This window comes from Methanosarcina barkeri str. Wiesmoor (assembly GCF_000969985.1).
GTDB classification, from domain to species: Archaea; Halobacteriota; Methanosarcinia; order Methanosarcinales; family Methanosarcinaceae; genus Methanosarcina; species Methanosarcina barkeri_B.
Genome location: NZ_CP009526.1, coordinates 1,236,279 through 1,261,755, shown reverse-complemented (window position 1 = coordinate 1,261,755; position 25,477 = coordinate 1,236,279). Strand labels below are relative to the sequence as shown.

General features: G+C 39.7%; 15 protein-coding genes and 1 riboswitch. Of the genes, 7 read left to right on the top strand and 8 right to left on the bottom strand.

Annotated features, from left to right (window positions below):
• Nucleotides 1-96: 96 nt before the first annotated feature.
• A complete protein-coding gene (locus MSBRW_RS05480) occupies nt 97-2,733 on the bottom strand; it encodes a U32 family peptidase (protein ID WP_011308602.1) in 2,637 nt (878 codons plus the stop codon).
• Between the two features lie 1,176 nt (nt 2,734-3,909).
• On the opposite strand from MSBRW_RS05480, the gene MSBRW_RS05470 reads away from it, so the two are divergent.
• From MSBRW_RS05470 to fxsT, 5 genes are all read left to right on the top strand, one after another.
• Nucleotides 3,910-5,400: an MATE family efflux transporter gene (locus tag MSBRW_RS05470; RefSeq protein WP_011308604.1), complete on the top strand. Its 1,491-nt coding sequence runs from the start codon at nt 3,910-3,912 to the stop codon at nt 5,398-5,400.
• Between the two features lie 242 nt (nt 5,401-5,642).
• Nucleotides 5,643-6,707 (top strand): calcium/proton exchanger, encoded by a 1,065-nt coding sequence (gene cax / locus MSBRW_RS05465; RefSeq protein ID WP_011308605.1) that lies wholly within the window; start codon nt 5,643-5,645, stop codon nt 6,705-6,707.
• Nucleotides 6,708-7,023: 316 nt separating this feature from the next.
• Nucleotides 7,024-9,339: a PGF-pre-PGF domain-containing protein gene (locus tag MSBRW_RS20820; RefSeq protein WP_011308606.1), complete on the top strand. Its 2,316-nt coding sequence runs from the start codon at nt 7,024-7,026 to the stop codon at nt 9,337-9,339.
• A gap of 623 nt (nt 9,340-9,962) precedes the next feature.
• The gene (locus MSBRW_RS05455; protein ID WP_011308607.1) at nt 9,963-10,619 is read left to right on the top strand and encodes a hypothetical protein; all 657 of its coding nucleotides are present in this window, start codon (nt 9,963-9,965) and stop codon (nt 10,617-10,619) included.
• Nucleotides 10,620-10,737: 118 nt separating this feature from the next.
• Nucleotides 10,738-13,857 carry an FxSxx-COOH system tetratricopeptide repeat protein gene (gene fxsT, locus MSBRW_RS20140; protein WP_011308608.1) on the top strand — a complete coding sequence of 1,040 codons (3,120 nt, stop codon included), beginning with the start codon at nt 10,738-10,740 and terminating at the stop codon, nt 13,855-13,857.
• 628 nt (nt 13,858-14,485) lie between these two features.
• Here fxsT and MSBRW_RS05445 read toward each other — a convergent pair.
• From MSBRW_RS05445 to MSBRW_RS05435, 3 genes are all read right to left on the bottom strand, one after another.
• Nucleotides 14,486-16,426, bottom strand: a complete 1,941-nt coding sequence (locus tag MSBRW_RS05445; RefSeq protein ID WP_011308609.1) for a hypothetical protein — start codon at nt 16,424-16,426, stop codon at nt 14,486-14,488.
• 33 nt (nt 16,427-16,459) lie between these two features.
• Nucleotides 16,460-19,258, bottom strand: coding sequence for a type II/IV secretion system ATPase subunit (locus MSBRW_RS05440; RefSeq protein WP_011308610.1), 2,799 nt, complete (start codon nt 19,256-19,258; stop codon nt 16,460-16,462).
• Nucleotides 19,259-19,846: 588 nt separating this feature from the next.
• A complete protein-coding gene (locus MSBRW_RS05435) occupies nt 19,847-20,485 on the bottom strand; it encodes a MarC family protein (RefSeq protein ID WP_011308611.1) in 639 nt (212 codons plus the stop codon).
• 549 nt (nt 20,486-21,034) lie between these two features.
• Here MSBRW_RS05435 and MSBRW_RS05430 point away from each other — a divergent pair.
• Nucleotides 21,035-21,256: a hypothetical protein gene (locus MSBRW_RS05430; protein ID WP_048103087.1), complete on the top strand. Its 222-nt coding sequence runs from the start codon at nt 21,035-21,037 to the stop codon at nt 21,254-21,256.
• Between the two features lie 510 nt (nt 21,257-21,766).
• On the opposite strand, the gene MSBRW_RS05425 is transcribed toward MSBRW_RS05430, so the two are convergent.
• The 4 genes from MSBRW_RS05425 to MSBRW_RS05405 form a co-directional block, all read right to left on the bottom strand.
• Nucleotides 21,767-22,264, bottom strand: coding sequence for an inorganic diphosphatase (locus MSBRW_RS05425; RefSeq protein ID WP_011308612.1), 498 nt, complete (start codon nt 22,262-22,264; stop codon nt 21,767-21,769).
• Between the two features lie 42 nt (nt 22,265-22,306).
• Entirely contained in the window at nt 22,307-22,687 is a 381-nt protein-coding gene (locus tag MSBRW_RS05420) for a DUF190 domain-containing protein (RefSeq protein WP_011308613.1), read from the bottom strand.
• Nucleotides 22,684-23,082 carry a fluoride efflux transporter CrcB gene (gene crcB / locus MSBRW_RS05415; RefSeq protein ID WP_011308614.1) on the bottom strand — a complete coding sequence of 133 codons (399 nt, stop codon included), beginning with the start codon at nt 23,080-23,082 and terminating at the stop codon, nt 22,684-22,686. Before crcB ends, MSBRW_RS05420 begins: the two co-directional genes overlap by 4 nt.
• Before the next feature lie 14 nt (nt 23,083-23,096).
• Nucleotides 23,097-23,167: riboswitch (Fluoride riboswitch) on the bottom strand.
• Nucleotides 23,168-23,270: 103 nt separating this feature from the next.
• Nucleotides 23,271-24,482 carry a DUF2117 family protein gene (locus tag MSBRW_RS05405; RefSeq protein WP_011308615.1) on the bottom strand — a complete coding sequence of 404 codons (1,212 nt, stop codon included), beginning with the start codon at nt 24,480-24,482 and terminating at the stop codon, nt 23,271-23,273.
• A gap of 283 nt (nt 24,483-24,765) precedes the next feature.
• Between MSBRW_RS05405 and MSBRW_RS05400 the strand changes: the two genes are divergently transcribed.
• Nucleotides 24,766-25,458, top strand: coding sequence for a metal-dependent hydrolase (locus tag MSBRW_RS05400; protein ID WP_011308616.1), 693 nt, complete (start codon nt 24,766-24,768; stop codon nt 25,456-25,458).
• Nucleotides 25,459-25,477: the final 19 nt, after the last annotated feature.

The following is a 25,477-nucleotide window of genomic DNA, read 5'->3' as shown; positions in this document are numbered from 1 at the left end:
TACTATACCAAACAAAAAAACCTGAACTAAAACCATTTTTCTGCCCTATTCAGCACCTCAAGGAAGTAGCCGTTTTTCATTAAAAGGAGTTTTACCTTAAACTCCTTTAAAATAATGCCCTGTAGTATACTCAATCCCTCTTGCAGGTTTCAACCTGTTTTCTTTTCCTGCAAGAGCTTCTTTGTATGCCTTTATTATCTCTTTTATCTCAGCCTGGGAATTGAATGAAAGATCAAGCCGAAGCACATCCACACCGTAATCTTTCAGGTTTTTGACATACTTCAGCATATCAAGCACTTTTGAGTTATAAATCAGAGTCCGGGTCCCCAGGCGCTCCACCGGAAACTCGGAACCTTCCTGATCAAGGAGAAGCACTTTGCTGTCCTTTCTTACTATTCTTCTGTCAACCAGGGGTTTTAAAAGGTCATTTTCCGTAATGAGCATAAGCTCTCTACCGTAAACAAAAATTTCGGTTTGTCCTGAACTCTTGCAGGTTTGAAGGCCCTCACAGATATTTTTTATCTCGCTCAGGTTCAGTTCGCTTGAAAGGGTTGTTCTGTACGCTCCTGCCTGGTAGAGAGTACTGGCCGTAAAAGAGTTGAAAATATTGAACTCTTTTCCTGCGGTAAAGGGTATGGAAAGTTCTTTTGCAAGCTGTACAGTCCCGAACTCAGAACAGGCTATCCCAAAGCCTGCTTCTTTAATTTTTACCAGCAGGGGCTTGAGTTTCTCCAGTTCATAATCATGATTTATCAGGGGAACCCGGAAAACAAGTTCGACCTTTTTGGCTTTCAAATCTTCAAGCTTTTCTGCATTCTCGGGCGCAGAAAACTCTTCAAACTTCGAAACCGGAACATAGATAATATCTGCACCGGCGAACGCAGCCTCAAAGAAAGAGGAACTTTCGTTTACTTCAACACTAAGAAGGAGCTGCTTTGAAGCGAGATTTCTGACCCGGGTTCCACTGGAGGTATCACTGAGAGTCTTGTTGAGGGTCTCATTAACGGCTGGAGTAAGCCCATTTTTGTCGCTCATATCACTTCCATGGATTTCAGAGTTACACAGGTAATCGAAGTCTTCAAGATTCGGGTGCTTTTGCTCTCTCTGGTCTTCACTGAGGATTTTTTCCAGCAGGAGATCTGCTGCCGTTCTCCTTGCGTTTTTCAATACTCCTACCGGAATGAAAATATTTTCATCAGCATCGATCTCAACAGAAGCAGCCTCAAAAGAGGTGTCACCAAGGCTTTCCATTGCTTTTCTTATCTTCTCTACTGTTGTTGGGGCTTTCTCGGCTTCCTGGACAACATAATCAGCCGTGAATTCCACAAATGGGGACTTCTCTGTGGTCTTTCTGGTCTCTACAGGCTTTTCACTTTCTTCTCCGATTACAACAGTAAATTGCTCTCCTTTCCTGGCTCTTACTTTCAGGCTTACAGGAAGTGTTTTTAATTTTGTTTTTTGAAGGGTATCAAGGAGTCGTGTGTCTGTTGTGAGGTAGAGTTCGTCACCTCTCTGGACTGCTCTTCCGGTCTTCGAGCTGATTTCAAGCCCTACTTTTTCACCTTTTTTCGCACTTTTGATATGCTCGCCTGAAATTGTGACTATGCCTGTAACTGCCGAGCCGAGCATCCTCTCCCGCGTGAAAATACTTATACCATCTTTTACCTGAATATCTTGATTCAGCCGAACTGTAAGTTTCGTATTCCCTTTTGAGCGGGAAATATCAAGGACTTTTCCAAGGAACGCCCCGTAGTTTGAACTGTATTTAGGGTGGGATACGCCTTTTTCTCCGAGTATGAAGCCTCTTGTAAAGCCCCTGTAAAAGAGTTTTGCAAGCTCGGATTCTCTTGCTTCAAGTTCCTCTTTTGTCGGATTATCTCCTGGGCCACAGATTCCTTCAACCGCAGCTTTATAGGCAGCGGCACTCGCAGTAACGTACTCAGGCTTTTTCATCCGCCCTTCAATTTTAAGACTGACTACTCCGGTTTTTACGATTTCCTCAAGCCCTGTTAGTGTGGAGAGTTCAGCACAGCTTATTGGATAACTGCCTCCGATATGTCTTTCGTCAACTTCCCTGCCGTTTACCACGAATCTGTACCTGCGTCGGCAGGGCTGGGCACAGGCTCCCCGGTTTGCACTCCTGCCATGCAGGAAACTGCTGAAAAGACATTTGCCCGAATAGGAGTAGCAAAGGGCTCCATGGACGAAAACTTCAATTTCTGCGTTTGAGTGATCCACTATGTCCTTTACCTCAGCCGCAGTAAGTTCCCTTGAGACTATAACTCTTTTTGCTCCCATTCCTGCTACAAAATCAACTCCTCCTTTATTATGGATAGTCATCTGGGTGCTTGCATGAATCTCGAGGTCCGGATAGATTTCATTTAAAAGCCTGAGAAGCCCCAGGTCCTGAAGGATAAGTGCATCGACTCCGGCTGCATATGCACAGTCTGCTATTTCAAGCGCGTGCTGCAACTCTTTTTGCTTGATAGGGATATTGAAGGCCAGGTAAACAAGAACTCCGTGTGAGTGTGCCAGTTTCACGGCTTCGTCAAGATTCTCTAGAGTGAAATTCTTTGCACCCTGACGGGCATTGAATTCGCCAATCCCGAAATAGACCGCATCGGCTCCTCCTCGAATTGCAGCAAACAGGGCTTCTTCGTCACCTACAGGAGCCAGGACTTCAGGAGGAATACAGGTATAATTAGGAGTACAGGTATAATTTTCAGTAGACATTTTTGATCAATTTGTTCTTTCCAGCTGGAAGGTTTTGTAACTATGAAGAGAAAGCTATAAAAACGGCTTATATGAAAAGCTTAGCAGAATGCAGATAAATGAGTAACGGCGAATAAAGGTGAGTAAAGGAATAAAGTTCAGTTTAAGACGTAAAGGTGCTTCTCGCATAAAAAATGGATGGGTAAGCCTTCGATCTTTTATTGTAGAGAAAACTTATTGTAAACATGAAAACTTTAAACTTATTATTGTCGTAAATCTGATTTTATTGTTGTTGTAAATGTGATCATATTGTTGTCGTAAATCTGATTTTATTGTTGTTGTAAATATGATAATATTGTTATCGTAAATCTGATTTTATTGTTGTTGTAAATCAGATTTGTTTTGACTCTATAGCTGTTCATTTCAGGCTTATTTCTGCTTATTTGCAAATTTAATAATCTTTGAGCAAATCTAATGTTTTTCCAGGGTTTTTAATTAGAGTTGAACCATTTTATTCACGTTTTTAGCTCTAGATCTATTAATCAATGTTATCAATAAAAATAAGGCTAGTTTATCTACTTAAATGCTTTTAAGACTCAAAATTAAACAACCTGTTAAAATAAGAAAGAGTGAAAATCTATATATAAGCATAAATAATTTTTAATATATAAAATTAGCTTAAAATTAGCTGTGATCAGATAACTATCTGAAGCTGGTTTTACTTGCTTTGTTGCATGATTGCACAGGATTTTTGGTTCGTTTGAATCCCCTTTTACTCTTTAAACGGTCAAGCTTCGTAAAACGAATGAGTGCTGCAGGAATGCGCACAAATTAACCCACAGATTATATGCAGTTACCAGTTCGGCATAGACAGACTAATTAATTCTGCAACAGGGCAGCTATACTTGAATCTGCGTATTTTCAGAAGCTTCGTCCAGGATGAGTTATGACCTCATGCAAACTATTTGAGAGGACCGAATCTTATTGTCTCGACCCCTCAAGAATAGGTAAAGCTTTAAAAATATATCAATTTCTACAAAAACACAATACAACCTGCCTCTCTTTGAACAGGTTCATCCATCTGACAACGGCAAAAATATTCCCGGAATCTCAAAACCAGGCCTCTGAAAAGAAAGTATCAGAGTTTCAAAACCGAGCTTTTGAAAAGCTGACTTCAATATGGGAGGAGAACCTGGAATGGTAAGTGATGAAGAAACGATAAGTGACGAAGAAATGAAATCCGGGAACATAGTGAATCTATTCTTGAAATTTGCATTCCCGACCGTCATTGGAGTCGTCATTGCCGGAATCCAGGAAATAATTGACGGCTTTTTTATAGGAAATGCTATCGGAAGCCAGGGACTTGCAGCAATTACTCTCGCCTATCCCGCTTATATGGTTATAATCGCTATTGGAGTAATTATCGGGATTGGTGCATCAAGTCTTACAGCCCTTCAACTTGGAAAGGAGAAACTCAGCCGAGCTCTGGATATAGTACACAATGCTTTTTCCCTGTGTCTTCTTACAGGAGCAGTTTTTACTGTAATCGGGCTGATTTTCTGTGAAACCTCAATCAGCATCCTTGGAGCCAGCGGGACTGCTCTAGCTTTTGCCCGTGATTACCTGAGGATTATCTTCGCTGGTTCAGTCTTTATGATTCTTTCAGTTGCCCTTGAACCGCTGGTCAGGAACGACGGGAAACCCAGGCTCTGTATGAATATCATGATTGCAGGGGTAATTGTAAATTTCGTGCTTGATTACCTTTTTATCATGCGTATGGACATGGGAATGACGGGTGCCGCTTTTGCCACAATAGTTTCCTTTGCTCTCCCGGCATTACTGTTCATGAATTACCTTTTTGGCAGGGAGGCAAAGTTGAAACTCCAGCTTAAAGCCATGAAATTCAAACTCGGAACTCAGCTTCAGATTCTTAGGTCCGGCCTTCCATCTTTCGTGATGCAGTTTTCACTGGCTCTCATGCTCTTTGCGTACAATTACATGCTGCTCAGGTACGGCTCCGAGATTGCAGTCTCAGCCTACGGTATTATAGGGTATGTCTTTTCAATTTTCTCCATGCTTTTTGAGGGAATAGCCCTGGGAGTGCAGCCGATTATAGGCTTCAACTATGGAGCTGGTTATTACGAAAGAGTTTCAAAAACCCTGAAACTGACAATTCTTTCATGTGTCCTGACAGGAATCTGCGGATTTCTATTAATTTCCCTCTTTCCCGAAAAAGTGGTGCAGATCTTCAGCCAGGGAGACTCCGAACTTCTGGAAGTTACCCTGGGAGGAATGAAGATTTTCATATTCTCTTTGCTCGTTGAAGGTACCGTGCTCCTCACTGCCATCTATTACCAGTCAATAAACCGGGTTAGAGAATCACTCTTCATCTACCTTGGAAAGATTTTTGTTGTTCTCTTCCCTCTGCTCTTTATTCTGCCGATCTTCTTCGGCCTGGATGGAGTGTGGGCTGCATCTCCGGCTACGGAGTATATCATGATGCTGGTAGTTGTGGGAATGCTTTCGAAGGAATTCAAGCTTCTAAGGCATTATGCAAAAGCAGAGCCCAGGCAATCAGCCAGTACAAAAAAATCACTGTCGTTAGTCAGAAACAGTGGAAAAGCCGATGTTGAGGAAAATCCCAGATTTGTTACTTTCAAGCCTGCCGAAAAAAGAGAGATGTTGTGAGAGATGTGAGAGACTCAGAGATGTTGTGAGAGATGTGAGAGACTCTTCTCTGAAGTCCAGCTGTTATGAAATCCTACTGTTTTTTCTTTTGATTTCTGAGATTTCCTGAAGTTTCCTTCCTGCCTGGCTTTAGGGATAAAAATATCTTTCAGCCTTGTTATTAACACATAAGATGAAAAGGGCTGGTATTCTAAGTCGCTTTAGAGTGACTCTTTGCCAGGTGGCAGAGGAGATTCGTTAATATGGAAAAAACAAAAACTCTGGAAAAAGTTTTCAAATTTTTTCTTATCTTTGTGCCGCTGAGTCTGTTCGCAGAGTATACACACTCTTCGCCTATAGCAATTTTTGTTTTAGCTTCGCTTGCAATCATACCACTTGCGAAATTCATTGGTGAATCAACAGAGGAGATTTCGGTACGTACCGGTCCAGCTCTGGGTGGGTTATTAAACGCTACCTTCGGAAACGCAACAGAATTAATCATAAGTTTTTTTGCCCTGCAAGCAGGACTTACTGAAATGGTAAAGGCATCGATTACGGGCTCCATTATTGGAAACCTGCTTTTGATTCTGGGTATGGCGTTTTTCTTTGGAGGACTCGGAAAAGATGAGCAGGAGTTCAACACAACAGCCGCAAAGACAAGCGCCTCCACTCTCTTTCTTGCAACTGCAGCTATTGTCATGCCGGCTGTTTTCGTTCTAACCTCAGAAAATCCTTCAGATGCAATAATCGAAACTTTGAGTATTGCAGTATCGGTCATTATGGCCGTGTCATATCTTGCGAGCCTGCTTTTCTCGCTTCACACCCACAAGCACTTATACACTGTCGACACTACAGAGCGCGTTGCCAAGTGGAGCGTCAAAAAATCTATTACGATTCTTTTCATATCAACAGTTACGGTTGCTGTTATAAGTGAAATCCTGGTAGGCACCATAGAGCCGCTCGCTGAAAATCTTGGCTGGACGGAACTATTCATAGGTATGATTTTCATAGCAATTATTGGGAATGCTGCGGAACATGTCTCAGCTGTCACAATCGCAATTAAAGACAGGATGGATCTGGCACTCCAAATCGCAATCGGCTCGACAACTCAAGTAGCTATGTTTGTCGTACCGGTCCTGGTATTCACGAGTTATTTTTTCGAGAACCCCATGAATCTGATTTTCACCACTTTCGAACTTGCTGCCATAGTCTCTGCCGTCTTAATGGTCAAATCCATAATTGAAGACGGCAAAAGCAACTGGTTTGAAGGATTACAACTTCTTGGGACATATGGAATAATGGCCGTAGTTGCTTTCCTTCATCCATAATCGCCAAAAAGTATCCAATAATTATAAAACTAAAACTATTTTGTCTAAACTTTTTTAATTTAAAATAAAAATCAATAAGTAACTAAGAATAGAAGAAATTTTACTTGTACAATTATATAATATCTAAGCAGTCTACTTACTTGCCGAGTTTACCTAATATACAAATATAAATGTAATCAAGCTTGACGTTTCTGATCCAAAATTATATTATTATCGGGAAAATCAAGGTTTATAATTCTATCCGAAAGTCGGAATATACAGATTATATAAATTATACCCTGGATTTGAGGGATAAAAGCTACGTGGGGGAGGGGAAATGAAAATTAAAAGCAAGTTATGTTCAATAGCTTTAGCTTCAACAACCTTAATTTTTATATTTTTAGTTTTAATTTCAAATTTAGCATCAGCAACGCAGGTGACAAAAATTGGTAATGGGTCTGATCCTGCTATTTATGATAACAAAGTAGTATGGACAAATAGTGGTGTTATCCAGGTTTATGATTTGAACGCCAGAACAGTCACTACAGTTGATTCTTCTGCAGCATCTTATCCGGATATTTACGGTAACATATTAGTGTGGCATGATGAAAGCAGCAGGACACCAAGACTTGCAGTATACGATATATCAACAACCGCAAAAACTTACATCACACAGAATGTAGACCAATACAGCAGACCTGTTATTTACGAAAATAGGATTGTTTGGAGTGCAGATTACAATGAATCAAATTATAATTACAACGTATATATGCGGGACATATCAACTTCCAAGCAGACTAAAATCGCAGATGGGAACAATCCTGATATATACGCTACCAAAATAACATTTGGTTATGATGATGAAGACGGGCGAAACATTGCTGTTTATGATGTTAATACTAAGGAGACCATAACAGTAAGTCATGCTAGCCAGATATTTAGTCCCCATATATATGGTAATAAAGTGATATGGTCAAACTTCTATTCCAGGGACGGATTTATTGAAATGTATGACCTAATTACCAAAAAAACTATAGATGTCACCAGTGATAATACAGGTAATACTTTATATGGGTCTGATACAGTTGATGCTGGAGATGACACCGGTACTCATATTGACATAAACGGGGACAAAATCGTATATTCAAAATCTGGCGATGACCAGTTTGGTTATGCAGGTGTATACGTTTATGATATTTCATCAGCAAAAAGCACTCCAGTTTACATCTATCCAAAAGAGACTTACACAACGCCGGATGTGTACGAGAACACTATTGTATGGGGAATAGACAGTAACTACGGAAGGGGGGCAGCTAACGATAGTGGCAATAATGGTATATATCTAAGTGATCTTTCTGCCATAGACCCTTTGCCACAGGTAGCTGAATTTACTGCCAATGTGACTTATGGAACTGCACCTTTAGTTGTGTTATTTACTACCAGCGGCATCGATGGAGTTTCAACTTCATGGCTCTGGGACTTTGGGGACGGAATTACCTCTAAAAATGCAATGAATGCGACGCACACATTTACAAAACCCGGCACATATGACGTTACTCTAAAGGTAACCAGTGCCACTGGCAATATTTCTATAGATAAACTGGGTTACATCAAGGTCACGAATTCAACCACTCCAGACCTGGGGATTCCGGTTGCAAACTTCAGTAGCAGTGTTACCGAGGGGTATGCTCCCCTGGAAGTACAGTTTAATGATCTTTCCCAGAATGTAGTATCAAGGGTATGGGACTTCGATTCCAATGGAAAGGCTGACTCCAATGACCCGAATCCCATTTATGTATATGCTACTCCTGGTACATATTTTGTCAACCTGACAATCTATAATGCAAACGGTTTCTCTTACCTTATTAATACAATAACTGTACTGGAAGGCAATTCCAGCGACGACAGCAATTCAAACAGTGACGGAAGCAGCAAGAGTGGTGGCGGCAAAAGTAGCGGTAGCGGAGGAGGAGGTGGCTCTCCTGAACCTGCAAAAAACATTGAAGTAAAGGAACTTTCACAGGTGTTCATTACAAATGGAAAAGAGGTAAAGTTTGATTTTGCAAAGAACGCAACTTGCGTTGTTTCTGTGAACTTTGATGCAAAGAAGACTCTGGGCAAAACCACAACCATTGTAGAGATGTTGAAAGGACAATCTTCTCTTGTCTCCGAACTGCCTTCTGGAGATGTCTACAAATCCTTTAATGTTTGGGTTGGAAACGGCGGAATTGCAACCTCAAAGAACATAGAAAACCCGACCGTTTGTTTCAAGGTTGAAAAATCCTGGATAGAAGATAAAAAAATCGATCCAGCTTCAATCACCCTTAACAGTTACAACGAGAAAAAATGGGAACAGCTGGAGATAGAAACATCAGGAAAAGATGACAAATTCCTGTATTTCACGGCAAAAACCCCGGAATTCTCTTCCTTTGCAATAACAGGCACAGCAAAAAAAGCTTATGAGGAAACTGCAACAGAATCCCAGTCTGAGACAGAGACCGGAGCAGTTAATAAAAACTATGTAAATCAAAACGAAACTGGGAACGAAGGAAAGGAAGCTGAACAAAAAGAAATTCCGGGTACACCTGGATTTGAAATCGATTTAGGGATAGCCTGTATCCTTGGCTTATTCCTTTATAAGCGGAAGCACTAAAGCAGAATTCCAGAATTCGATATGTAAACAACAGATGAGAGGCTTAACCTCTCGTTTTGTTTTTCCTTATTTTTCTCAATTTCCCTTTATTTCTTCGCATTCCTTCTTATTTGTCCCTATCTTTCCTTATTTGTATCCCACTTTACTCTATATCACACCAGCCCCCGGAAGATAATTCTTGAAGTTGCAATAGACACTGCAAATATCACAATTAAAATTGGGAGCATGCAGGCCAGGTCATATTTTAACTGCGTCCTGTCTTTCAGGATGGAAATATAGTATCTCCTTATGCTAAACGGATATGAATTAAGAGAAAAGTATGTGGGGAATTAAACTAATCGGATGAAGCAGGCAATCAATCCGAAAAAGTAATCAACGAGAGCAACGAATCTAAACATATTTATAAAGCTTTAAATGATATAATTGGAAATTACGAAGGTTCAATGACCTGCTCAAAAAAGAATGTGCTGATGCTCTTAGTGAGTATCTTGAGAAAATGGATGGGATACCAGTGTCGAAGAAAAGACCTTCGTAGATTATGGAACAAGATGGTATGCAGTTATTGACACTGATAATGACACTGATGATGAAGTTGAAGTATATGCTATTATGGAGAATTGACTATGAAACTTAAACTACTAAGTATTCTTTTTGTTGCTATGATCGCAATCCCATTGGCTTCGGCTACGGGAAATTATGTAACTCCCACAAAAGAGCAAGTCACCCAGGCCATGCTCGATTACAACCTAAGCAACCAAAATAATTCCTACCAACTAGCCTGCGAAATCGGTCAATATGTTTCAGAAGAATATAATTGGAATTGTGATATCAGAGAACTTAATTTCACAAAACATGCTCCGATTTATATCAATGTCTTCTATCCAGCAGCCGATAATAAAAAAGGATATGAAGCATACTATGGCTGGTTCGGACCCCAACGGAAGGAAGTAACAGCCTTTTATGACAAGAATAAAACCATGTGGTATAAAGACTGGGGATCTTCTAAGAAGTTTGACTGCGGAATTATGGGAGTTACTAGTTATAACACTGTGAAAAGTTATTTTGGGAACACATCTGAACAGACAACAACTCCTGTGCCGCCAGATTCAGAAAGTACACAGCCTGTTGAGAAGAATGACTCAGGAGCACAGAATATTGTAAATGGATCTACCAATACTGTGAATAATCAAGGTGTTATCGGCACGATAGAACAGTACTGGTTCGATTTTAGGAATGCAAATTTGTCGAATATAACTTTTAATTTTTTTGGGGGTAATTAAAGCCCCTTTCTTTTCTAAAAAATTGATCCAATATAAAATGGAAAGAGTTAACTATACTGTCTCATAATTGAAATAGTTTCTAATTGTAAAAGTAATAAGTTATGCCAACGGGGATAGAATGATAATTTCAGAATTAGTTTTAAGTTATCTTTCAAGCCTATTATATGATTCTTCCAAGGAAATCCCTCGAAAAATTCTTGACACACATTGGGAAATATATAGTAAAGCAATCGAAGAACTTTCAAATACAAGCCTTAAACTTAATAAAATAAATATTGATATTTTTTTGCATCAGCAAAAGGTAGAAATGGCAATTGAAGAGTATCTAAAAAGTCCAAATAAAGCTGATTGTTTAAGTGTCTTAATTAATGAGTTTTTTGAGTTGTTCAGCGAGGAAGATTTTTCCTTAAACGATGCAAATTTAATCTTAAATACTTTTTTTGAAATTATAGATTCAGAAATTGAAAAAAATCCTGAACTTAGAGACTACCTTAAGCTTTACTTAGCGAAAAAAGCACATAAAACAATTGAAGAAATAAATCAAGAACTTAAAGAAACACATCAAGAGATCCAAAAATTATCCTTCAAAATTGATGGACTTCTAATCAATAATCTTGATAACAAGTCTGCTCCTCTCACATCTTCTGAGCTCCAAGATAAAAAGATAAAATCAAATGTTCCATATCCATTCAATCCATTTTTTATCGGTCGAGATGAAAAGCTAGAACAAATTCACGAGACACTTCTTTCAAACAAAAGAGCGGTTTTGTCGCGACCAGTAGCAATATGTGGATTAGGTGGTATTGGAAAAACACAAACTGTAGTACAATATACGTATCTTTATAGTCACGAATATAAATTTGTGTTCTGGGTAACAGCTGATTCAGAAGGCTCAATTATTTCAGGCTATGTGAATGTAGCGAAATTATTAGATTTACCTTTGAAAAATGACTCTGACCAGAAACTTATTGTTTCTGCTGTACTAAACTGGTTTAAAAATAATGAGAACTGGTTACTGGTTTTTGACAATGCAGATGACCCTTCAGTCTTAAGAAACTTAATGCCTTTAAATTCAAAAGGTCACATATTATTTACATCAAGAGCTCCTCTTTTTGAGGAGCTAGGAGCTACAAGCCAGATTGAAATGGATAAGATGCTTCCTGATGAGGCACGGAAATTTTTCATCAAACGTACAGGGCGTAAAAACTTAAAGCCTTCAGAACTTAAGGCACTTGATGAACTTACATCTGAGCTTGATTACTTGCCATTAGCAATGGAGCAAGCTGGAGCCTATATTAGAAAAATAGAATGTAGTTTTGAAGATTATCTCTCAAGCTATAAAATAAGTGGATTGAAGTTACTGGAAAGGTCTCGAATTTCAACAGATAAATATCCAAAATCAGTAGCTACTACTTGGATCTTGAACTTTGAAAATATAAAAAAAGATTCAAAAGTTTCAGCGGAAATATTATTTGTAAGTGCTTTTCTAAATCCATCTAAAATCCCAGTTGATATTTTTATCAAAGGCGCAAAAGAACTGGGGCCTTTGATTTCTTCAGCTCTTGAAAATATTGAAAGCCTTCCAGTTATTTTATATGAATCTTTTGAACCTATTAGGCAGTATTCATTGATTACTCGCGATGTAAATAATTATACATATGATATTCACCGCCTTGTACAAGCTGTTCTTAGAGACGGGATGGATGAAACTACACAGCGAATCTGGGTTGAGCGTACTGTTAAAGCTTTAAACTGTGCATTTCCTGAAATAGAGTATAATAATTGGGATCTTTGCGACAAGCTTCTTCCGCATATTCAGACATGTGAAAAATATATCAAAAAATGGAATATGGAGACCAAAGAATTTGCAAAGTTGCTAAATTCTACTGGCAACTATCTGTATGAACGTGCACGTTTCAAAGAATGTGAATTATATTTTAATAGCTCATTTGATATCAGAAAGAAAATTTTGGATTCAACTCATCCAGATATTGCTGAAAGTATGACTGATTTAGCCGCACTCTACGTGTTTCAAGGCAGGTATTCTGAGGCTGAACCACTTATTAAGCGCGCCCTAGAAATACGTGAGATAGTTTTAGGTCCAGAACATCCTGACACAGCAGCCTCTCTAAATATTCTAGCAGGAACTTACAATTCTCAAGGTCGGTATTCTGAGGCTGAACCATTTTTTAAACGTGCCTTGGAAATACGCGAGAAAGCTTTGGGCTCAGAACACCCTGACACAGCAATTTCTCTTGATAATTTAGCAGGAATTTATAGATCTCAAGGTAGATATCCCGAAGCTGAGAAATTGTTAAAGCGTGCCTTGGAAATTAATGAGAAAATTTTTGGTTCTGAACACCCTAACACAGCACTTTCTCTTGATAACCTATCAGTGCTCTATCAGAGTCTAGGCAAATATTCTGAGGCTGAATCATTTTCAAAGCATGCATTAGATATCTACGAGATATGTTCGGGTCCAGAGCATCCTGACACATCAATTTCACTTTGTAATTTAGCAATGTGTTATACAAGTCAAGGCAAATATCCCGAAGCTGAGCTACTTTTAAAGCGTGCTCAGGAAATTGATGAGATTGTTTTGGGCTCAGAACACCCTGGTACAGCAACCACTCTTAATAACTTAGCAACACTCTATCAAAGTCAAGGTAAATATTCTGAGGCTGAACCACTTTTTAAGCGTGTCTTGAAAATACGTGAGAAAGTTTTGGGCTCGGAACACCCTGACACAGCACTTTCTCTCAATAATTTAGCAGGAACCTACAAATTTCAAGGTAGATATTCTGAAGCTGAGCCACTTTTAAAGCGCGCTCAGGAAATTGATGAGAATGTTTTGGGCTCAGAACACCCTAGTACAGCAACCACTCTTAATAATTTAGCAACACTCTATCAAAGTCAAGGCAAATATTCTGAGGCTGAATCACTTTTAAAGCGTGCTCTGGAAATTCAAGAGAAAATTTTTGGTTCCGAAAATATATCAGTAGTAAGTTCTCTCAATAATTTAGCAACAACTTATGCGACCCAAGGAAAAAATCTCAAAGCTAAAGAATTATTTCTCCGATCAATAGATATAATGGAAAAAATCAAAAGAGAAGATCATCCAGATTTTTTAGCATTACTAGAAAACTATGCTTGTCTACTAATTAAAATGAAAAAAGGTCGTGAGGCATCAAAAATATTAAAGCGGATTACTTATATAAATGCGAAAAACAAAAACTGAGTAATAGAAAGGGGTGTGCCAAAGTAATTCTAACGATTTCAAATCTTCGTTATATAGAAAAATTCTCTTTTTTCTTTTGTCTGACTCTTCCCTGGATAATTTACCCTTCCGGCTTTCCGGAAGGGTCTCATTTTCACTCTTCCTTTTGACATTATTAGAAAGTTACTCACTTATTATAGGGTCCTTCCAAATCAGTACTAAAACTAAGGGTATACAATGCTTATTTTGGATAATAGGTGTACATTTAGAGTTTCCCCAATTAAGGTACACTCTAAAAATCAATTTTTTAGATAAATAATCTATAATACTCTTTTAAATCAAGAAAAGAGCGGGATAAATACTTTATTCTTTTACAATTTATGTTTCTTTATAAATAAGGCATCTGATATCTTTTTCATTCATACAAAATTTAATGTTAAAAGTAAGGAAAAATCAACGTTTAATTTACCAATTAAAGTATTTAAGTCCTTTAAACAGCAAATAGATCCTTAATGAATATACCTTAACGGGGGAAGGGCTGACACTACATTTAATTGGGCAAATAAGATTTAATATACCTTAAAAAACTAATCATTTTTCAAAGGGTCTATGAATGTATAGTAATCACCAGTTTACTATAACTCTTATTTCACACCAGTCCCCTGAAGATAATTCTTGAGGTTGCGGTAGACACTGCAAATATCGCAATTGAAATCGGGAGCATGCAGGCTAGGTCGTATTTCAACTGCGTCCGGTCTCCTCCATATTCCACCGAACCTGCAAAGCGGGTGAGAATAGCGCTGATCAGGACAATATAAACCCCTATTGCAAGCAGAAAATGGTCAGGAGAAATTGACTGGGAAAAAGCTGCCTGCCCGATTTCAACAGGCATTTCTGAAATATCGGCAGGAATTCGGTTTACCCTTTCAGCTACCTGGCTCAGAATTTTCGTAATGACCTCCGACAGGGCAAGGGTGATTCCTGCAATGAGTGGGGCAAAAATCACAGCTGTGGAGCGCATTGTTGAGGTGACATCGTAAAGAGAGCGCCGGATTCGTTCCTCGACTGTCCCGAGCTCTTTTAGATGGTCTGCAAGCTTTATAATCGAGGCGCCTGCAGCTTCATGGTTTTTGTGGACACTTTCCGTAAAAAGGAGCATTGTGTTCCGGATTCTTTCTGAATATACGTGCCTGAAGGCTCCGAAATCTTCGTCAAAAATCGCGGCTTTGAGATTTGTCCTCATACTGAGCAGGTTCATTGAAATTTCCTGAAAAGCTTCCCCGATTTTTGAGCCTTCCATAGTCCTGGCAGTATGTGCAAAAGCTTCTTCCGGGGCTTTCCCTTCCGAAATTCTCCTCCCGAGCACAAAAAGGGAATCTGCAAATTCCTGTTCCATCTTTTTTATTCGATCTCTTATCTTCTTGTAAGGGACAGCCGAAAAATAGAGGTAAACTGAAATCCCGATTGTTCCACCCAGAATAAGCGGAAGCGTAGGTGAAAAATATCCTTCAAGGGGCGCGGTTGATACTATTCCTCCCGGATTTCCTAGCCTCAGCAGGAGATATCCCAGAGGAGCGATAAGGCAGAATACCAGGACTGAAAGCATTAAAGCAAAGCGTTTCTTTTGCTTGATATCTGCAAGGTAAGGATGAGAATCCGGAATTTCCCTGGGAGTAAAAGCAACAGGCCTCTGCATAAGAATATATTCAGAGTAAAGGGCAGCCAGAGCCGGGAAAATCAGGTCGTAGAGGAAGATAAGGTCTATTATTTCAGGTTTCATTCCTACAACTGTAACCGCAGGCAGAAGAGCTACCAGAGCGAGCGGAATCAGTATGAAAATCGAGTAGAGAATATAACTTGGAGTCTTTAGCTTTGCAGCAAAAGCGTCCATAAGGCTTTCCGTACCTTCAAGGCTTATGTCCAGGGCACGGTTCAGGGTTATAACCCTCTGTGCTTCGTCGGGCTCGGCTGTCGAGCTCTTTATAAGGTGGAGAGAACGCTTGAAGTATTCGCTATTTCTTCCCCACAGGTCGGCAAAAGAAAGGAGAGCATCATCCATGCTGCTGTAAATCCTTAGGTTCAGGTCCCAGGCCAGTTTTCTCAAGTCCTTTGCAAGCGGCCTTTCGGAGTTCCGGGCTGCAAAAAGCACGGCATGCTCCAGATTAGGAACAAGTTTCATGGACATGACTATATAACTCAGGATCTCAGGAATGTCTCCGAGTGACGAAATTTTCATAAACCCTGCCCTGAGCTTTACATACTCGCTCAGGTAATAGAGTGCGAGCAGGGGAATGATAAATGTCAGGACTCCCATTATAGTAAGCACTCTGGCATCAAAACTTCTTGAAAGGATCAGGAAAAGATCTACTCCGACCAGCAGGATTAAAGTTACAAAGGTCCCCACATAGGAAAAGAGCACGGTTTCGAAAGCTTCAAGGTCATAACCAGTAAACCTGAGGGCATCCCTGTACTCTCGGCTTACACTCTTTTCGCAGCGCCTTCGGAAGGCTGCAGGATCAGGGACAAAACATATCCATTTCCTCGCTGTGATTTTACAGGCTCGCACATACCAGTTGATCTCTTCGCTCATACTTCTCCCTCTGGCAACTTCTCCCTCTGACAATTATTTCTCTGTAGCCGAACTTTTTTTGGCAAAGTTCTCAAACCAGGTCTCCCACTGCTTGTAAAGAGTTTCCATGTCATCCCTACAACCGGCTTCCGAATCATCTGCATAATTACTTGCAGGACTATTCACAGAACTACCTAAAGGATTATTTGCAGAGTCGCCTACAGGATTATTTGAAGAATTATTTCCATTTGCATATTCAGCCTCATACGGTTTGTATTTATTAAGAGAGTCTGAGAGCAGCCAGAAAATGTTGTTTGCCTGGCTAACGGCTTCGGCTTCCAGCAGGAAAGGCTTCTTTAGTCCCTCAACTGCGATTTTTTCTTTTATCCTTGCCCGAAGCTCGATACTTTTTAAGGCCCTGTCTATGGAAATCCCCCATTTTCTGGCAATCTTTTCTATAAGCTCGGATTGTCCCTGCTCCAGAGCCTTGCCTGCAAGCAAGCAGTCCTGAGAGGCATCATATTTCATTATGTCCGTAAAGATATCAGAAGGCTCTGGATTTTCGATTACGGCACTGGTTGTTTCTGCGATACGGCTCACTCGTTTTAGTTTTTTCATGCTGCCTTCGAGCCTTATGCCTGAACAGATAATTACGGCATCTGTGGCTTTAAACGATGCAGGAGGAACCCCAAGTGTATGTACGATTCTCTCATATACGTTTTCCGTGGATGAACCGTGAATGGTTCCGATAACCGAGTTTCCGGCTTTTCCAACTTGCATAGCTTCATAGAGAACTTTTACTTCTTCCCCTCGGACTTCCCCAAGCACCAGGGCGGAATTCCCAAGGCGAAGAGCCGCTCGAAGCGCAGTTTCAGGGCTCATTTCCGCTCCTGACTTCAGGACCGAGGACTGCGAACTCATTCCCTGAACCTTCCATCCCAGGCTCTGAAGCTTCTCGATAGGGAGCTCATTTGTATCTTCGATTGTAAGAATCCTGTACTTCTGCGGAATTTCAAGCAGCATGGCAGACAGCAGAGAGGTTTTTCCGGCTCCAACTTCTCCTGCGACCAGAACTGAAGCCTGCCCATCCATAAGGAAGCTTAAAAGTCCGGCTGCATATGGGGAAACCGAGCCGGTATTAATCAGCTTAGGCAGGGTCCAGGGTGAAAGGGAATGCTTTCGGAAAGCATAGGCAAGCCCGTTTGCACTGAGAGGGTCTCCTATTACCGAAACCCTTACTCCAAAAGCTTCAAGGTTAAGTTCCAGCACAGGGATTGCTTCTCCAAAAGGCCTGCCGCTGATGATCCTGAACCTAGAGACCAGGGCATCGAGGTCGTCCTGCGAGAGAAAAACATTACTTACACACTCTTCTCCTTCCAGCACAACATGGACAGGATTTTTGTCGGCAGGGGCATTGATATACACATCTGTGATCCTGGCATCAGAAAGCAGGTCTTCTACTATCCCTAGCCCGTTAGTATACCTTGCAAGGAGGTCGGCATAACTTTCCAGTTCGTCAGGGCTGCAGGCTTCCCCGCTTGAGAGCAGTTCTTCTTCCAGAAGCGTTTTTGCCATGCGCCTGAAATATTCCCTTGCCACGACCGGATCTGTAAAGGCAAGGTCTTTTGGCCTGTGCCTTATCATTCGCATCCGGACTTTTTCAAGCAGCCTGAGGTCTTCCTCCCTGAGGTTATACTCTGGAGGCCGGATCATGTAAAGTTTCTCCGGCCTGTCAATGTAGCGATAAATCGAAACCTCAAGTTTCCTGCCCTCCCTACCGTCTATATCGTAGCATTCAAGAAATTCGGTATTTTCAGGCGCGTCTGCATAGACCCTTGAGCTGGAAAAAGGAGGTCGAACATGAGGCTTGATACCGCTTTCGTAGTCGAAAAGCTCGTCTGCGTCACATTTATGAGTCTCCAGTTTTTCCTTTCGGGTTACACTTGCCAGAAAAGGAAAATGTCTGGAGATTTCTGCCAGAGCTACTTCTCCAGATGTGTCCTTTATAAGGTTCCCTGCCATTTTTCCTATTGTTTTTTCTATAGTTTTCTCGATTCCGTTTTTGGGATCTTTTACCGGCCCTTTTGATAAAAATCGAGTTTCAGATTTTTTAATAACAGGAACTTCAGGAAAACTGGATAGTTTTTCTTCAATTTCATAAAGCATCTGATAAAAACGCTCGGAACAAGTATTACAAACTGGAAGAGTTTCAAAACTCTTTTTGGGAGTTTTTTCTGAAACGTTTTTAGTAATTTTTTCAGAGGTTCTCCCCGTAAATCTTCCTGTGATTTTTTCTGCACCTTCCGTTATGCTTCTTTTTAATGTTTTCTCTGTAACTTTCCTTGTAGCCCTGCCTGAGGTTTTATTCAGCATTTTTCCCTGAATAAATCGCTTTATTTCCAACCTGGCTTTTAAAGGATCGTCCTCTACGGTTTTAGCAAAAAAAGCAATTATCTCTTTTCTCTCCAGTTCACAGCCTTTCTTTTCAGGCAAAGTACAAGCCCTGGGCACTTTTTCCGCGCTTTCATATGCTGTTATGATTCCTTCAAAACCTGCAAGAGTATAAAGTAAAGAAAGGGCTTCTCCTTCGTAGTCTCGCTCATATAGCCTTGAAAGTACCAGGCAGTCGGCCTGAACCTCTTTTTGAAGGATGCCGAGAATATTTTTTCTGCAGTATATATCGTTAAGGGAAGAACCAGAATCACATTCCCTGCAATTGATAATAATGGTTTTCCTGCTTTTCGTCTGCTTTATCCGGTAAGAGCAGGTTTCTTCTTCCTTTTTATCCGGTGCGGAAAGACTGCCATAATTAAGGGCATTGACAGCATCCTGAAGTTTTGCCTTTATACTCAAATCAAACCCCCATTTCCCTATCAACTTTTTAATTAATCTTTAAGTGTATTAAGTTTTTTCAACTGATCGGAAAATAGGGATATTAATTTATTGAGAAAGTTGCGTTTAACCGCTGTTTAACCGTTAGAGGATTACGATAACTATCAACCTTAAATGGTCTACAGGCTTTAGAATCAAGTTCGGACTACTTTATATCTTGTGATGCTTCCATAAAAATAGAGCTGAAAGAGACGAGAAAAATTCGTCGCAAAAGAAGATAAGTCTATTATTTTAAGGTCTATTATTTTAAGGTTTATTATTTTAAGGTTTATTATTTTAAGGTTTATTATTTTAAGGTCTATTATTTAAGGTCTATTATTAGGCTTCATTCTTACAACTGTAACCGCAGGCAGGAGAGCTACAAGGAACAGTAAGATTAGTATGGAAATCAAGTAGAGAATATAATTGATATTCATTCCCACAAATACCTTACCTGAGACATTTGATTTCAAAATGATATGTAGAAGCCCGGAAACTGGGCAATTATGGAACATTAAGAAGTGTAGAGAAATATGTTGAGTTTTGAGACAGCATGCAAAACTGACTGTCTCAAATTGTTAACTGGTATATATTTAGTATACCTTTAACAATTAAATCCACTGCAAGAGCAGCAAGCAAAAGACCCATCAGCCTTGTAAAGACCAGCATCCCATTATATCCTATCAGCTTGTGAATCATCCTGGAGAATTGGAAGATGTAATAGCAGATAATGAACGCCAGTGTGATTGATACAAGAATTATTATTTTTTGCACAATTGCTCCTGTTCCTCCCATCAGGACAATCACTGTACTGATCGTACCGGGTCCTGTCAGAAGCGGAAGGCTTATCGGGAAGATCCAGATGTCTTCTCGCTCCTGAGAGTGAGAAATCTCTTCTTCAGTAATTCTCCCCTTTGAGATCTTAGCATGCATCATATCAAAAGCAATGCTGAAAAGCAGGATTCCTCCTGCAATCCGCAGTGAATCAACGCTAATGCTGAACAGGTTAAGTATGATATCTCCTGCAATTGCAAAAAATAAGGCAATTACGCACGCAAGTATGACTGACTTTTTTGCGATTTCGTTTTTTTCCTCATCCCTCATCTTGCTGGTCAAAGAGATGAAAGTCACCACTCCACTGATAGGGTTGACAACAACGAAGATAATTGTGAAAACGTGGATTAAAAACCCGATGTTTCCAGTTATCACTTATTTCCCCTACCTACTTTTTATATGAATTATTTATATAATTATTTCTTATATATTATTTCAGATTGTATCCACAGGTTATTATTGAACAGGACCCCTGAACGTGAATAATTCCTTCAAACTCCATATTTGATCAGTTATTTTTTTCGGCCATTACTGGGGTTCTTTGGAATCGTTCTATGTTTACAGAGTCAGTTTTTAATCAGAAAGAGTGTCTTAAAATTAAACTTAGTTAATCTTGAGAGAGCTCACACAATTGGACTGAAAAACGGTGGTATAATCACTCATCGCGCTTGATTCAGCCTGATGCACCTCAGAGAATCGTACTGATTCTCACCTTTGATTTTGTCAAGTTTTGATTTGGTGCCCACGGGCTTCATTAAGAGACTTCCAGGAACTTACTTTTTTAATTTTTATTCTGCTTTGGATAGTTTCATTCCTGCCAATAACCCCACGAAACTAATAACTAAATAGTTAAAATAAAAATATATAGAATACATCCAATAAATATATAATGAACATTGTTTATTTATATTTTGGAGGTATCAAGTGATCGATTCCAAAAATGTTCCCAGATCCGCACAACTCTCATTTTCGGTAAAAAAAGCTTCATCTCAAGAAGTAACCTCTTTCTCAATCGATACACTGGTACTTCCAGACAGATCTCCTAAAGAGCTGCAGACAGCTCTCATCTGCAGCTCACAAGATCAAAATATAGCACATCAACAATTGCATAACATCAGCAATTGCATAACAGCAACAATTGCATAACAGCAAAAACTGCATAACAGCAACAATTGCATAACAGCAACAATTGTATAACATGTTATATTTTTGCATGGATGCTGAAAATCATCCCATAAACAAAACTTTAACTTGGCTAAATGGGTAATGAAACACCATAGTAATGTGCTAATTTTAAACCTAATTCATGAGTAAGGCAGATACTTATCCGGGATGTGTGCTCTCAAAATGACGTAATACAAGGACTAAAAACGTGCATATTTAGATCATCAAATTCCTCTTGGATTACAGTTAGTGAAAAACCTGGTAGATCAGTTAGGGAACGAAGTTGAGTTAAAAAGAGATTCTGGAACTGAATTCTGTATAAGATTTACAGAACCAGTACAACATTAAAAAATAGTAAAATCGGATTTCATACAATGCTCAGTTTACAAATAAAGTAACTTTGTCAACTATTTTTCTTCATTTTTCTACAAGGAATACCCCGAATCACATTCTCCGCAATTGATGACAATGGTTTTCCGGCTTTTCGCTGCTTTATTTTTTCTGCTCAGCGTATCGATCTTTAGCTTCCTGAAGTACAGCGACTGCTGTTTCGAGGCTTTTCCAACCGATAACTTTCACTTGTTTTTTATCTAAGTTCTTATAAGTTTGGAAGAAATGAGTAATTTCCTTAAATAAATGAGGCGGAACCTGGTCAACGGACTCAATATAATTCCACATCGGGTCATTCTTTGGAACACAGAGTATTTTTTGATCTCTTCCTTTATAATCTTCCATGTCAAATAATGCTACAAGATAGACCTCGATTACACATCCCGGAAATGTGGGTTCCCAGGTTAAAACCATAGCATCTAAAGGGTCGCCATCAAGGGACAGGGTGTCGGGGAAAAAACCATAATCTGAGGGATATACCATTGAAGAAGAAAGCATTCTGTCGAATTTAATCAGTCTTTTTTCGTTATCATATTCGAATTTGTTCCGGCTCCCTTTTGGAATTTCAACAATTACGCTTTCGACCTGTCTTTCAGTCATGTCAACACTTCCAACTATTTCTTGCTTCCAAGTACTTCACTTTTACTTATTTTTATCACTATCATAAAATACAATTTTAACTTTTTCTTCTGTGATCAACCCTTGCTTAATTACCTCATCTAATTTTGGTCTGATTCTCTCGATATTTTCTTCAAGATCAGAAACTTCAATGAGTATTGGCATATCAGTTGATAAACGCAATATAGAGGTTGTATGAATGCGGCTATGTTTTCCAAAGCCAGCAATGCCCCTAAAAACAGTAGCTCCGGCTATGCCTTCAGCTTTTAGCATTTCAACAATATACATGTATAAAGGCTTACCTTTGTAGTGATCAGATTCCCCAATAAATATCCTTAACAATATGGCTGTAGACTCACTCTTCATGTAATTTTCCTCACAACCCCTCGCTCGCTCCGTTTTCATTTCATTCCCCCTAATAAGTAAGAGCTAACACCTAGAGCTACAGTCTTACCTAAATATACAGCCATCATGGAAAATAATACTGTTGATACTACATTTATCGACATCAGCATTAATTTTGAGTCATCAAGCAATCGGAATGATTCATAACCAAACGTTGACAACGTTGTGAAAGCTCCCAAAATACCTATTGTCAGAAATATTCTGGTTTGATCACTAAACAAGCCCTGGTATTCAGAAAAGTACATTATTAAACCTAAAAAGAAACTTCCGATTGTATTTATGGTTAATGTACCTACTGGAAAATTAACGAAACTGTTTTGAATCCATCCACCGAATACGTATCTTAAGGTAGCACCTATGAAGCCGCCTATACCTACCAACAAAATCGTATACACATTAAACCTCAATAATTAATGTAGAAGTCATCAGCATAAGCGGTTTAGACTGTAAATCTTGGCGGACTTCATCACCTATAGGATACCTTTTTCCTTGTATTAAATAAATAGTTTGCTCAAAGGTTTTGTCTAGCGAAGTACAGCTATTAACATTTAGTAGGATTTCGAACTGTACGCTACTTTTATTATCAGTATTCAAAAACAGCTTCAATCAAGGGCTCTGCAAGTTTCAGCACATCTTCTTTAAAAGCGTATATATCCTCTAAAATCGCAGAATTTTCTCCCCCTAAAAGTTCCTGCTTCAGTTTTTTACCCAGAACATCATCATTTCCCGCTGCCAGCCTGAGCACAATAGAACCTGGAAAAATAACCGTTCGGCAAGCAAGCCTGTCACAATCTCCGTCCGTAATCCCGAGAATGGGAATTCCAAGCCTGAAGAGAATGTCACCTGCTATTGTTGTGGTGTCATCTCCTATGGTAACTACAAGTTCGGCGTCGGCAGCCAACTCAAAAGTATCTTCCGCAGCATGGTCTATAAGTACGACTCTTCCTGCGGCCGGCCTGTAAGAAAAACCAGAATCTTTGCCTCGTAAATTTGGTTTCCGGGCTTGCAGGGGAGAGAAATTGCTTCTTCTCAGGCCACCGCTTTTTACCCAGGCTTTTGCAAGGTCAACAGGGTCTCTTTTTTTATAATTATGAAGTTTTTCGAGCCCATGTTCTTTTATTTCTCCCCCTTCGATTGCGACAATAAAGCCGTTTTCGGAGATTATACTCACTTTGGAAGAAAAGGCTTTTCCAATCACGGTTCCGTTTACCAGGATATTTTCTCCGGGAAAAACGCCTGAAAGCTTGCGTATAACCTGGATTTTGCCTGTTCCCGGACACTTTTTTACAAGAACAGAATTTTGAACTCTCGAACTTTGAAGGGGCAAAGGACTTTCCATAGGAAGCCCCAGGATTTCAGAAAGCTTCTCAAGATATTCTCCATATTCTCCAGCTTTTTTATTAAGAGGTATCAGAATTCCATTTGTACTTTGCGGGCTTTCGATCTGGATAAGAGGTTTTATCTCAAGTTCTCTAAGCCGGACAGCAACCATTTCTCCAAATGCCTTCCCGGTTTCAATGGTTTTTCCCCGGTTCAGGAGGCATACAAGATCTGAGGTTTCGAAAAGCGATTCAATGCAGGCACTTGGCTTCTGGTGCTTACTTATGTCTATAATGTTTTCAAGTCCAGCATCCAGGACAGCTACTTTTCCCATTGTTCCGCCAAGCCTCGCCTCGACTTTGCCCACACAGGAAAGCTTTTCAAAAACTCTTTTAGCTTCTCCCGAATCGATCACTTCGGGACCATGAATTACCAGACCGATTTTCATTTTCATTCCGTTTGACAGAAGAAGCATATTAACATGATCCTCAGTACAACTCTTTATTTTTCCTTTATCTTTGCTTTATCTTTCATTCTCTATTGTTAATATTTCATGATAAGCCAAGAATTATCGAAAATTAAATTATTGATTGCGAAAATACTGATAGCTAAATTACTTACTGATAGCTAAATTACTCACTGATAGCTAAATTACTCACTGATAGCTAAATTACTCACTGATAGCTAAATTACGGACAACTTAATTCCGTAATCACATATTATTATTTTAATAGAAGTAATGATTTCGAGGCAAAAAGATGGTTGGCGTAAAGATTACCTGGCTCGGGCATTCGGCTTTTTTGTTAGAAGCTGAAAAGAAATTGTTGATCGACCCTTTTATTTCAGGGAACCCACTGGCTCCGTGCAGCCCTGAAGAACTGAACCCTGATATAATAACCGTGACTCACGGGCACCGCGATCACCTTGGAGATACGATCGAAATCGGAAAACGAACCAGATGCCGGATAATTACCATTCATGAGGTTGCAAACTATATAAAATCGAAAGGAGTTTTTGCAGAAGGCATGGGCAAGGGCGGTACAGTAAATGTAGAAGGCATAAAGCTAACCATGACCGATGCGCTCCATTCCTCCTCAATTGATGCCTCGGGTTTTAGTTTCGATGGTGGCTCCCCGGCAGGTTTCATTATACAAATCAACGGACATTCCATCTACCACGCCGGAGACACTGGGGTTTTCGGGGATATGAAACTCATAGGTGAACTCTATGAACCTGAACTGGTCCTTCTGCCCATAGGCGACAAATTTACAATGGGCATAAAAGAAGCCACAAAAGCCGTAGAACTCATCCTGCCCAGAACCGTAATCCCTATGCACTATAGCACCTTTGACGTAATAAAACAGGACCCTGAAGAGTTCAAAAGAGCAGTTGAGGCAAAAGTCGATACGAAAGTCATTATCATGAAACCCGGAGAATCTATAGATCTTTGATTTAAGCTTTGATTTAAGC